Consider the following 12,350-nt stretch of genomic DNA (forward strand, 5'->3'; position numbering starts at 1 on the left):
AATGCATTAGCTACCTTTAGCTTCAGTTCGCAGGAAATCGTAGAAAAATTTCCCCAATCTCGCAAGCAATTTCAGACTATGATTTGCCTGAAATAGAAAAAGCCAGATTCTTTACTCTGTCCTGAAGAGTAAGATAGTTATAGTGGCGCATGAACTCCCTCTATAGTTATCTTGACAATCTCATTATGGAAGTTTCATGGGCCACTTTTTTCAAAGGCTTTGCACTTGAGGTGATAATTCGCCAAAGAAATCTTGATAATTAAATTAAGCACTGGAACAACAGAAGAAGCAAGTGAAATTAAAGGAACCGAATCCAGTAGATTACCGAAATCAATCCTTTCTGTCGCCTCCTAGAACTTTTACTTAACAAATCCTAGGTATGAGAGGAAAGTTAACAAACGTAATTATTATATTTTATATTTTAATATTTATTACAATATATTAATTTATAAATAAAAATTAAGTTATTAATCTTCAAATAAATAGTTTTAAAAAATTAAACAAATAATTTGTTTATTTCAATTTCAAAAAATTCATTAGTTATTGAATCACAATTAATTTCAGTTACTTTACTAGTGTTGATAAAATCAAGATTCTTGACTGAATATATTTTCATTGAGAGATCTGCATCATAATCAATTTCTAAGGATTTAAATCTAGTATAGAGTAACAACATAGAAACCCCTACAGAGCTTAGAAAAACACCAAGTCCTGATGCCATGGATACAATGGCACAAGAATAATGAGCTAAGACATATAGCTCATCTAGAGGCATAAAACAGACCTGATCTGCTTGATTAAATTTATTAGCATGTTCTTTTGATGTGTTAACAATAACTGATAACCCTTTACTATGAGCCTTGGTAATTATTTTATTCCAAATTTCATATGGTAACTCTCGTAAACTTGTTGCCTCAGGGCAGAGTAAAACAAATCTTTTTTCGTTAATTCCCCAGTATAAAAGCTGATTAGTAACTAATTTAGCTAATTCTTGAGAATAATTAGGCGTATTAGTTATATTATCGTGCGAACCAAGCCCCATACTATCCTTAATGTAATCATTAAAATTTACATCCTTTCCTTTCTTATATAAAAGTTTCATGTTTTCTGCGATATGATAGGTAGGAGTAAATAAGGTCATATCGCCAAGATTAGAGATAGGAGTTTTAAAGAAAGTATTCAGATCGTTTTGTGATAACTCAATAAATTGATACATATCATCGTTCAAAAACATTCTGTAAAGATAAATATCTTTTGGACGCCAAACTACGACAAGTGGTTTTTTTGAATGATTTTTTTTAGCCCAAGCTGAAAAATAAGATAGATACAAAAATGTTTCTCCAATATTATGTCGTATGATAAAAATATTATCGTATCCAGGTTTAATTGTCTTTTGTAGATTACGCAAAAATTCCTCTCTTCTGTTTTTAATATAAACCGGTATACCTAATATTTTCACTATTTTTTTCTCATTTTTCTTTCTTGAAAATACTCTTATTCCCATAAAGTTTATTTTAAAAGTATCATACTCGCTTACTCTCGTTACTAAGCCTTCAAAATAGGTTTTCGAGTTGCAATTGTGATCATGTTTTATAAAAAACTTCTTTTTATATATACAAAAATTAAAAATTTTAACTACGTGAGGAGAAGTGGGAGGCCTGTTCTCAATATTGGTTTCCGGGAAGAAGCCTCCTCTACCAAAAATGTTTTCAATCAAATCTTTTCGTTCAGTTAATTTACGATTGTGAGGTATTTTATTAAAAAATTTTATTGTCTTATATTTTCTATGATACTGATCAATAACTTTTTGTAATTTCAACCCGAGATCAATGCCATTCCATCTTAAACTGGATATTTCCCAATTGAATAATTGGATTTCATTGCAATGAGTTTCAGAAATAAATGGTTTATTTAAAGAGCTATCCTCTCTCCTTAGAATGGATGGATTAATTGCGTAGAGTCTATCTCCAGCACTAACAAGTACATCGGATAATCCAGATCTAAGGGTAAATACATATGCACATTTTAGGCTGATAGAAACAACATCTTCTAAGGATAATTTTTCCTCAAATGCTGAAATTGTTTTTTTGAAATTATATTTATTCGAATTTACAACAACGCAATAACCTAACTTTTGGATCTCTTTTACTATTATTTCCCAAAAATCAAATGGTAATTCTGTAGCTGTTTGAGCTTCAGGAGCAATTAATACTATCTTTTCTACTCCACCATATCTTTTACAAAAATCTATTGCATTTTTCGTTAAAGGCAGATGCCCATTAGGTATAGAAAAACGAAATGTTTCATCGATCCCCATATTACCCGCCCAACGATAGCACCAATATCTAGGATACGTGAATATATTACTTATTTGGTTATCGCAAATAAAAGGGTGTGATTTATTCGGTAGGCAAGAAAAAACCGCTTGAAAAGTCATATTTTCTAGCCATTCATAATCCATTGAACTTAACTTTTTTTCTCCGAAAAAATATTTTTTTAGCTTTACATTTTTCTTTACTAACCTATCAATATCATAAACAATATAATTTTGTTTACTAACTCCCCATAACTTCATTAAAAATTCTTGCTGAGGCCTAACAACAAAATTTAATTCTTCCCCATATTTTTCGTAGAAAGCATCTTTGGCTCCAATAGCATAAAAAACATCTCCTAGATGCTTATGAAGAACCAATGTATACGATCCATTTTTGCAACACTTTGTGATATTGTTTACTTCATTGAGTAGATCATATATCACTAAATTTAATCTATATTTATTTTGATCATTAGGAATAAGATTTGGATAGTAAATATTGGTATTCATATTATAAATATAATTTTAAGGCTATGGATTCGTAATTTTTATGTGTTAGTTCTGGGTGTCATGGAAACATGATTTCAGCTGATAGCTTGATTAATCCATTTTTTACACATCCTTTTAGCATAGCAGATTTTATAATTCTTTTAAATTTAAACCTTTTAAATGATAGCACGTTATCTCTGTTTTTAACGGCCCTTCGGGCATACGTGTCGATAAATTGGATCGCTCGGTGCTATTTTATTAAAAGCGAGTCTGAGGATGAAAGGACGAATTAAGAAATGTTCCCTCCATTATCTGTCAAAGTAACTTTCGCCACTCTTCCAGCCTTACATGGAGTGGTAAAATATGCGATATTCGCAGAAGATCATAGATAATCTTGTGGCCCGCATTCTGAGCAAAGAACTCTGAATCTCTGAAGCCACCCGGCAGTATTCAATAGGCAAATCAGCAATCAGGTACTGACTCAAGAAAGCAAAAGATAAATCAGTCTGCGTCACGCTGCCTAACACAGGAATTTCCAAGCCCATGGCCGACCTTAACGTCAAAACATTCCTGAGCGAGACCGCCTTCGGTCAATTCTGCCGTAAACATGGCTATCTCGCTTCCACTATGGATGCCTGGGTCGAATGGGGTTCAGCAAACCCCCAGATGCCGTAGACAAGCGGCAGCATGATGCCCAGGCGTCCGCTATTACCGAACTCAAGAAGGAAAACGCAAGGCAGGCCCGGGAAATCTCCAGAAAAGACAAAGCATTGGCTGATGCCGCAACGATGCTGATGCTGTCAAAAAAAGCCGAGGCGATCCGGGGGGAAAAGAAAAACTGATCAGTGCCCAGGATCGCTGGGAAATTATTTCACTGGTCGAATTCGGTCAATCGGAGGGACTGTCGCAGAAGCAATCCTGCGATGCGGTTGGGATCACTCCGCGTACATTGCAAAACTGGCGGCATGCCCCTGATGGCGATGGACGGCTCGACCGGAGCAACTTTACGAGCTCCCGGCAAATCCCTGAAGATTTCCTGGAGCAGATCGTGGAACGATTCTGCCGAGAGGACGTGCGCGACCTCAGTCTGACGCAGGCTTTCTATAAGCTTATGGATGAAAATAAGGAGTACTGGTGTTCTCTTTCTACGCTTTATCGCCTTTTCAGAGCGCGGGGATTTAACGCGCGCCGCGCTCCTCCTACCCGGGAGGCCCGTCTTCGCAGCAGACCGACCACTTACACCGCGGAGAAGCCCAATGAAGTATGGACCTGGGATATCGACTATCTTCGCTCCAGCACTTACATGGGCAGGTCCTACTACGCGTACGTCAGTGTCGGCGTCTATAGCCGTATGGTTTGTGAGAGCCAGGGGGGTCGACGCTGACAATGCTGATTTTTCCGTGGTCTTTCACGGGGATGCCTTCCGAAAATATGGATTCAGGCCCGGACAGCTTGTCGTGCACTCAGACAATGGCGCAAGCATGAAAACCGCATCCACTATGGCTTTGCTAGAGAAGAACGGAATTATCTTCTCGCACAGCCGTCCGCGAGTCAGCAATGACAACCCGTATTCTGAGTTCTTCTTCAGCACGCTCAAGTATCAAGTACAGCGGCAATTAACTGTATCCTCGAGACGGCCTTGACAGTGTCGGGGAAGTTGAGCAATGGATGCAGGACTTTGGAGAACATGACAGCGAACACCACAGACATCAGGGCATCCGAATGGTTACACCTGGACAGCGCTACTGCGGCGAAAATGCGGAGGTGCTGCGCTGACGCAAAGAGGCAAAGCTGGAGGGGCGCAGAAACCACCCAGCGATACTGTGTTGAACTGCACTCCGATTGGCAGGGTATAGCACAACCCCGAAAATAGGCGGCTTGAGGAAAAGCTTCTGCCAGAGGCTGCTTGATCAAACACTGCAACTTATTTTTTAAAAACAATTTCGGCGAAAGATCATTTGATGTTCACCGGAGCGGGTTGAAAAAAAAGCTTGCGCTTGAGAGTCACACGCAGGAACGAGGTATCTCCACTCTGCTAAGGGGCTTGATTTCTATACGAGGATCTCATGAGCTGAAAAATAATCAATGTATTATCTTTCAGCCCATTTAAATTATTACTAGAATACTCTGACGAATATCCACTCACAACCATCTAAATCAATTTGATCTCCGGGTTCAAGAATAACAGCACAACCTGGCAATAAATTGTTTAAATTAATCTGTTTAGATCCTTTGATCAATACAGCTATAATGAAAGAACTTTCATTATTTTTAAAATTTTTCTTTCCGACCAAATGCTGTGTCGAATACATCCGTTCAACAATTTGTTCTTCGCCGTTATATTGGCGCACAGACGATTTTTGATGAATGTTAAGACAAGCTAAGGCCTTTTCAACCTGAAGAGGTCTTTTTTTCCCATTCTTGTCAATTCGATTAAAATCGAAAAATCTGTATGTTGCATCACAATTTTCTTCTATTTCGAAAGAAAGTGATCCTCTAGAAGCAGCGTGTAATGTACCTCCAGTAACATAAACATAATCACCTTTTCGTATAGCAAGAGTGTCTACCCCTTCCAGACAACGCGCTTCAGATATAAGACGTGCCATATCTTGCTTTGAAGAGGCAGTACAACCGTTGTACATATATCCAGATTCAGGCGGTTCTATTGTAAAAAAAGATTCATTTTTTCCAAATGTTTTACCAATCAGCCTCTTTGCCATTTCGTCATCTGGATGTACTTGGATAGAAAGATTATCTGCAGCTTCTACCAAAGCCATCAGAACTGGCAATTCATCATAATTCTCTAAACCATATCTTTTTCTGTTTGAAATAAACCAATCATGGATATTTTTCCCAGAGAAAGATCCAGAGATAATTTCAGATTTAAAAGAAGAATTGTCAATGCAAGCATAAAGATGCCCAATTTTTTCACATGTACTTCCAGAGAATGGAGTCAACTTACTTCCACCCCAAACCGTTTCATGAACTATAGGTTTTAAAATTTGCATTTATCCCACCTTTTTTAAAGATTCTTATCAATGACAAATGAAAAATTGATTGGTCCTTCATCCCTATTGGGACATACAGAATAGGCACAACGCAAACCTGAGGGTTTTGTATCATTCATTAAAATGCGTTCTCCCATTGGAATCCCAAATAAAATATGGTCATAACGAACGCTATTCTTTTTCAAGAATTGCTCTGTCCTCATCTTAGCACCAGGCTCCCTAGCAGTAAGTATAATAACCACATCCTCCTTCGGTATAGATTGAAGAAACTCCAGGGCTCCAGGAAGAAAGCGATCTTCTCCTGTCTTGTAACCATTATGAATTACAAGAGTTCCATCAAAATCTAAAATCCATGTATGAGAAAGAGGAGAAAGAGAAAGAGTTTTTTTATTCATTAATTGTATTCCTCTAACCAATCATTAAAAAGTCTTAGCCCGTTATAGTATGCAACACACATGGAATCAAAATCCTCCCATGCATGAGATGCTAATGAAAGCCAAATAATAGCATGAATTAATTTTATTTCTTTTTCTGTTCCTTCTCCATTAGGAATTCTGTCTAACAAATTACTCGTCAAGAATTCCCACTGACCAGAACCTATAGAGTATTCAACTTTATCTTCTTCTATATGAAGAGTGAAATTTTTTACATTAAATTGGTCAAAATTTCCATTTATTGCATAATAGACTTTAGCCCAATCATATCGCACATCCCCCAAATTCTTCGTTTTCCCAAAATATCCTCTTGGATCTATGAAATATATGTTTCCAGTTTCATCGAGCATTGTATTCGTTAATTGGCAATCGCCATGATATAACGTATAGTGCGTTTCCATCAAAGTATTTAAAACTGCCTCTCTAAGCTCAGATTGCTTCATTAAAACATTTATGCATTTTTTTCCATTAATATATATATATTCTTTATCTGAAAAAGGGATTGCATATGATATTGATACTAATCTGTTAATTGTTTTTGTAAAGTATTCTGTATACAGATCCCAAGAGTTAGCATCTGACTTGGCCAATGAATGTAGATGACACAGAGCATCAATCATTCTATTCAGTGATAGCTCTTTACCATGTTCATCTAAATTGCTTAGGAATATATTCTTCCCCCTAATTCTACTAATTGTCATAGGGGCTTCATTAATAAGGGATGGAATATTTTTAAACCCCAAACCTAAAGCAAGTTTGTACCAAGATACTTCTCTTTTTATAAATGTTTTAGCCTCATCGGTTAATCCAGTCTTTATGACATAATTTCCTTTAATCTCTATATGATTATAAGGTCTACACCGGTCTATATTTGTATCAAGTTTCTGGTATGAACTAAAAGTTCCTATATCAATACAATTATCTATTTTTAAAGCTTTAATGGGAAAACTCTGCTCAGACAACCAAGTGGTAAAAGACCCCTCTTCTGGTAGCGTTCCTAATCGTGATTTTTTATCAAAAATATATAATCCAATTACACCATTTTTATCAGATTTCTCATGAACTAGCTTATTATTCTGAACAGACCATGAACACGCAAAATCTGAAACACCGATTTGGCAGCCGCTAAAATCCTTATCATAAACAAAATCTTTAGGTGGAATAATATCAGACCAAATTAACATTATTGGTTCGTTATCGGATATTAAACTTAGCGCTTTTTTTATGCCAGAAACATTACCCTTTGTTGTGGAATGAATTAGAATATAGTTTTCGTTTTTAGCAAATGTCAGTAAATACCGATCCAAAACCTCATATTTATAATCTCCTATAACAATAAAACCATCTGCCTGTGATCTAAATTGATCAAAAATATTAAACAGAATAGGTTTGTTTGATACAGGAATAAGTGTTTTAGGCTTATTTTCTGTCAGCGAAAGCATCCTTGTACCTAAACCACCTGCTTGAATAATAACTTTCATTTTAAAATCCTAACAATTAAAGAATCGATTTAATCTGCTTAACGCATTCAAGATATGTTTTATTTTTACCAAATAAACAAGAAGTTCCTAGGACGAAACCTACTACACCTAATCTGGACCATCTCCTAATTCTTTCGGCTGTGACGGCACCATCTAGCCAAATTTCATAATTATATTTATTTTTTAATTCAAGTAGCCTCTCTATTTTACCATCAACATAATCAAGATAGCTCCTACCGGCATGCCCCGGATTCACCCCTAATATAAGAACTCTGTCGGCTGTATTTAATAGTTCCTCAACATAAGGAATTGATGTACCCGGATTGATAGCTATACCCGTAGTTATTCCATGATTTTTAATTTTTTCAAGTGTCGTGGCCGGGTCCGAATCGGACTCAGGATGAATATATACCGCATCAACCCCTATTTCATATAGCATTCCTAAATAATTGTGGGGTTTGCTGACCATTAGATGCACATCAACTTCTTTTGATGTTGCGCCAGTGATAAATTTCATATCCTGGTATCCCATTCCAAAGTTGTCTACAAACTCTCCATCCATAATGTCAATATGGAAACTGTCAATTCCCGCATCTTCAAGCTCTTTAACTTCCCTACTAAGGCAATCATATTCCGCACACATCATAGAAGCCGTAAGCTTTGGTAAAGTTTTAGTGGAACTCATACCCATTCCCTTATAAATAGAGATAAATTTTCTTAATTATATATCTACTCACTAGAGGGTGACTCACTATTCCCCCTAAATTTCGACAATTCCTATTATTTAGATTTTAAGATGTTTCCTGGAAAAAAGTCCTCTAGATCCTCCTGAATCCGTTCCTTGATGCAACAGTGAATATTTTATTGATGACCTGCTTCAACGTAGTCCCTGACAAAATGCAACTACTGATTTAGGTAATCTGAAAGATCTTTTCCGATTTCAGATTACCGATTCAAGAAAAATTCCCCATGCAAACATTGTTAAAACAATAGCACTTATGCGGGATCAGGACAGTTTAATATGGCGAATTATCACTTCAAGTGCAAAGCCTGAAAAAAAAATAGTGGCCAATAAAGCTTCCATAATAGAGATTGTCAAGATAACTATAGAGGGAGCTTGAGCCACTATCATCATCATCTTCGGGACTGAGTATTTATTTCGGCTTTAACGATTTCAGGCAAATCCCTGTCTGAAATTGCATGTGCGATTGGGAAAAATGTTTCTACGATCTCCCGCAAACTGAAGCGAAACAAGGCTGTATCGACCCAGGATAGGGCTTCAGCTGCCTATGATCCCTGTCGCGCAGGCCCGATATCAGAGGCAGAGAAAGCATTGCGGAAAGAGAAACATTCTGAATGTCTGACTCGTTGCTGACAAGGATTGTCTCAAATCTGCTGGTTAAGAAATTCTGGTCTCCGGAGCAGATTCAATACCGTCTCAGAAAGGAGCTGCCGAATCTAAAGATCAACGCCACGACAATCTACCGAGGAATCAATTCTGGCTTTCTGGAACACTTTGCGGATGGCCGAAAGATGTCCCGGCACCTGCGGCACCACGGTAAAACGCGTCACCGTAAAGGCCTGGTCGAGAGGCGAGGAAAGATCCAGATCACTCACAGCATTGAAGAGCGACCCCAGGAAGCTAAGAACAGGTCTCGCCTGGGGGATTGGGAAGGCGATACCGTCATCGGGAAAAAGGGCGGAGCCTGCCTCACGACTCAAGTCGATAGGAAATCTGGATTTCTCTGTGACGGGAAAAACGCTTCCAAAACTGCAGTGCAGCCGATGTGTCTTTCGTAATTGAGACGTCTCTGTCAGATAAGGATTAGCGCACGATTACCTTAGATCGCGAAAAAGAATTTTCCTGGGCTGAAAAACTGGAGAAAGATCTCAAAACCAAAGTGTATTTCTGTTTACCTCTTCATCCATGGGAGAAGGGAAGCAATGAAAATACCAACAGTCTTCTTAGAGACTTTTTCCCAAAAGGAGTGAGTATCGATTAAATTTCTCGGGCGAAGTTCAGAAACGATTAAATGCTCTGAACTTCAGACCCAGAAAACGTCGCAATTGGAAGTGTCCAGCTGAAGTCTTTTATTCAGTAACTTTTCACTTGATTTGATAATTCACCATTCAAAAATTTTACCAAATCCGTAGTATGAATCAGTGTAAACCGTACCATGCCCAATAAGAAGATCTGGATCATAACCTGTTAGCTTTAAGAGAGCGGTCTCAACAAAAACTCTTGAGCCATCAGTTTCAGGAACCTGCGCAATAATCTCTTTGGTTCACAAGACAGAAATATCCATCCTTTTGTCAAACTGTATGAGAAAGTAGTCAACATCTTTTGGGGACAATCTATAGGCAAAACATTCAGCATCTGAGTCCTTGCTTACCGGGAGAAAATAATATAACTGGCCTCAATCATTTATATAAAATGTTTTAAGTTTATTTTCATTAACTCTATTGTTGCCTAAAAAGCTCCCCCTCCTTTTCTCAATTGCGCCGCGCTCTGACGTCGGTAAAATTTTCTTCGCCTTAGATCTCCATACAAAAAACATCTCGGGCGATATGCCGTACTGCCGCAAACTTTATTTCCTTACACATAGGTCAGTCTGATAATTGACAGATTTTGTTCAGCGATCCAGCGCTCCTGGTTTCCCCGAAGACAACCACTGGAGACTCCTCTTATGGAATCACCTCCCCAAAGTCATCGAGATTTGGAGAAACTTCCGGAACTCAATTCTCAGCCATAATCCCTGAAGTCTCTCAATAAAAACTAGTTGTACTTCTGGTCGCAAGACTAGTTCTCAAAATTCCCTCTTTTTTTCTTGAATGTCATAGCTTCCCTCCTAAAGAAATTTTAGGTTAGAGAAAGTGTCCTCTGATCAATGAATGGGGCGCTGCAAGTCAACTTAGAGTTTTATTTATACCACTCCGGAAAAATTTTTTGATAATTGTGATGGCTTGAATCAAACGCATAATAAATTTCAGAAAACATTTCTTTGTCAATTTTTGAGGGATTACAAATAAAATTATTCTGTAAATTAATACACGACTCTGACGATAAATTTTGATTAAGTGGATCTTTTACAAACTTAATATAATCTTCTACAAACTGAAGTTCGCCACGAAAAATTCTCTGATATGCCTTGAATCTAAGAGACTCCTGCCAAGGTATATCTTGATAAAAAACTCCAAAACGATCCAATGATTTAATTGGAGGCTCAGGTGCAGTAATCAAAAACTCGCCAAAAGGAACATTGTAAGATTGATAAGAGTGAACTCTAAAATTATGGGAATTTCTATCTACTTTAAAGTTTTTGAATACCGTCTGATAAAAACCAATTACATCAATATTTTTTTTAGAGTAAGCTCTTTCAATTAATCTTTGCCCCGTAAAAAAATTCGTTGACATATCGACAAATGCTACTTTTGATCCTGTTATATTCAGCGAATTTAAATAATCGCAATATTTATTAAATTCTTTTTTAGCCAAATCTCTAAAAAATTCCTGATGAGTTAAAAAAAGTTCAATCTGTTGAGCTTTGTTTAATTTACTAACATCTATCGATAGTTCTCTTTTTATTTCTTCATCATAGTAGTTAATAAAAGTCAGATAACAGTCCTCCTCCTCTGTTGATGAATTTCTTTTATCATTAAAATCAAAGTTATAGTCTGTAGCCAAGCATATAATTCTCGGCGTGTAAATATAATTAGTTCTTATTTTATTTTTTGTTAATAAATCTAGCGCTCGCTTTAAAACAAATCCATCTCGAGCAACAAAAAGAAAATCACTTATATCATCTTGCTTTGACTGTCTTAATAACCACTGGAGATACGAAACAATCAAAGGTCCACCACAGAGGTACCCAATTTTTTCCCAATAGCTAAAACCAAAAGTTCTATTATGCCAAGCATAAAGCCCCAATATTAATGACGTAGAAAAATCAGAGATAATATTGTCATGATAATATTTCAGGGATGGATCACTATTACAGAATATAGAATAAGAGCTTTCAATTTTTAATGATTTTATTCCTACTCTACCTGCTGCAACACAATCAACTTGCTCATTATCACCAACATGAACTATCTGATCTGAGCTAATATTCAATTCTTTCAAAACAGTTAAATATAAATCCGATGTGTACTTAAGTTTTTTATATTCCGACGATAAAAATAATCTGAAATCACTATACCCACTTTTTATTAAAATTTCCGATATCACATTTTTTGGCAGATACATATCTGATATTAAAATAATAGTCTTTTTTGATTTCCTACAGTAATCATAAATTTCTTTTATGGAATTGTTCGGAAATAAACATTTACTCTCATATTCCAATTCGAATTTTTTATATTCTTTAAACCTAGAATCAATACATTCATAAATTTGATCAAAGGTAACCTCCTGGCATGTTTCATTTTCATATAGCTGGCACGCTTTGATAAAAGCATTTATTCTATATTCTTTAAAATTTAGTGTACCAAATTTATGATCTTCATCTATTTTTGTAAATATATCTTCCGGCTTTAATACAGATCTAATCAGTAAAGTATCAAAAATATCAAACGATACATATTGATATTCTGATATTGCCTCAATTATTGATTTATTATCCAT

At 36.4% G+C, this 12,350-nt stretch carries 8 protein-coding genes and 1 pseudogene; 3 read left to right on the plus strand and 6 right to left on the minus strand.

Annotation, left to right across the window (positions count from 1 at the left end; genetic code table 11):
* Positions 1-496: 496 nt before the first annotated feature.
* Positions 497-2,824 (minus strand): hypothetical protein, encoded by a 2,328-nt coding sequence (locus BN1936_RS11505; RefSeq protein ID WP_148521241.1) that lies wholly within the window; start codon positions 2,822-2,824, stop codon positions 497-499.
* 623 nt (positions 2,825-3,447) lie between these two features.
* Between BN1936_RS11505 and BN1936_RS09295 the strand changes: the two genes are divergently transcribed.
* Together BN1936_RS09295 and BN1936_RS11950 are read left to right on the plus strand one after the other, a co-directional pair.
* Positions 3,448-3,645 (plus strand): hypothetical protein, encoded by a 198-nt coding sequence (locus tag BN1936_RS09295; RefSeq protein WP_049687238.1) that lies wholly within the window; start codon positions 3,448-3,450, stop codon positions 3,643-3,645.
* Entirely contained in the window at positions 3,645-4,187 is a 543-nt protein-coding gene (locus tag BN1936_RS11950; RefSeq protein WP_407919254.1) for a helix-turn-helix domain-containing protein, read from the plus strand. The genes BN1936_RS09295 and BN1936_RS11950 overlap by 1 nt, the downstream gene beginning before the upstream one ends.
* A gap of 733 nt (positions 4,188-4,920) precedes the next feature.
* Here the strand turns inward: BN1936_RS11950 and BN1936_RS11510 are convergent.
* From BN1936_RS11510 to BN1936_RS09320, 4 genes are read right to left on the minus strand one after another with little or no spacing between them, the layout of a single operon-like run.
* The gene (locus BN1936_RS11510) at positions 4,921-5,811 is read right to left on the minus strand and encodes a type I phosphomannose isomerase catalytic subunit (RefSeq protein WP_022444736.1); all 891 of its coding nucleotides are present in this window, start codon (positions 5,809-5,811) and stop codon (positions 4,921-4,923) included.
* 14 nt (positions 5,812-5,825) lie between these two features.
* Positions 5,826-6,206, minus strand: coding sequence for an HAD family hydrolase (locus tag BN1936_RS11380; protein WP_082164562.1), 381 nt, complete (start codon positions 6,204-6,206; stop codon positions 5,826-5,828).
* Entirely contained in the window at positions 6,206-7,726 is a 1,521-nt protein-coding gene (locus BN1936_RS11385; protein ID WP_022444735.1) for a nucleotidyltransferase family protein, read from the minus strand. The genes BN1936_RS11380 and BN1936_RS11385 overlap by 1 nt, the downstream gene beginning before the upstream one ends.
* Positions 7,727-7,742: 16 nt before the next feature.
* Positions 7,743-8,411: a ribulose-phosphate 3-epimerase gene (locus BN1936_RS09320; protein WP_022444734.1), complete on the minus strand. Its 669-nt coding sequence runs from the start codon at positions 8,409-8,411 to the stop codon at positions 7,743-7,745.
* Positions 8,412-8,882: 471 nt separating this feature from the next.
* On the opposite strand from BN1936_RS09320, the pseudogene BN1936_RS11970 reads away from it, so the two are divergent.
* A pseudogene (locus tag BN1936_RS11970) lies at positions 8,883-9,845 on the plus strand (IS30 family transposase).
* An 801-nt stretch (positions 9,846-10,646) separates the two neighbouring features.
* On the opposite strand, the gene BN1936_RS09330 reads toward BN1936_RS11970, so the two are convergent.
* The gene (locus tag BN1936_RS09330; protein ID WP_022443764.1) at positions 10,647-12,350 is read right to left on the minus strand and encodes a succinate dehydrogenase iron-sulfur protein; all 1,704 of its coding nucleotides are present in this window, start codon (positions 12,348-12,350) and stop codon (positions 10,647-10,649) included.

The organism is Dakarella massiliensis (genome assembly GCF_001182045.1).
Lineage (GTDB): Bacteria > Pseudomonadota > Gammaproteobacteria > Burkholderiales > Burkholderiaceae_F > Mesosutterella > Mesosutterella massiliensis.

Coding starts and splice junctions, on each gene's coding strand:
- BN1936_RS11505 (WP_148521241.1), bottom strand. CDS start 2,824: ATGAATACCAATATTTACTATCCAAATCTTATTCCTAATGATCAAAAT.
- BN1936_RS09295 (WP_049687238.1), top strand. CDS start 3,448: ATGGGGTTCAGCAAACCCCCAGATGCCGTAGACAAGCGGCAGCATGAT.
- BN1936_RS11510 (WP_022444736.1), bottom strand. CDS start 5,811: ATGCAAATTTTAAAACCTATAGTTCATGAAACGGTTTGGGGTGGAAGT.
- BN1936_RS11380 (WP_082164562.1), bottom strand. CDS start 6,206: ATGAATAAAAAAACTCTTTCTCTTTCTCCTCTTTCTCATACATGGATT.
- BN1936_RS11385 (WP_022444735.1), bottom strand. CDS start 7,726: ATGAAAGTTATTATTCAAGCAGGTGGTTTAGGTACAAGGATGCTTTCG.
- BN1936_RS09320 (WP_022444734.1), bottom strand. CDS start 8,411: ATGAGTTCCACTAAAACTTTACCAAAGCTTACGGCTTCTATGATGTGT.
- BN1936_RS09330 (WP_022443764.1), bottom strand. CDS start 12,350: ATGGATAATAAATCAATAATTGAGGCAATATCAGAATATCAATATGTA.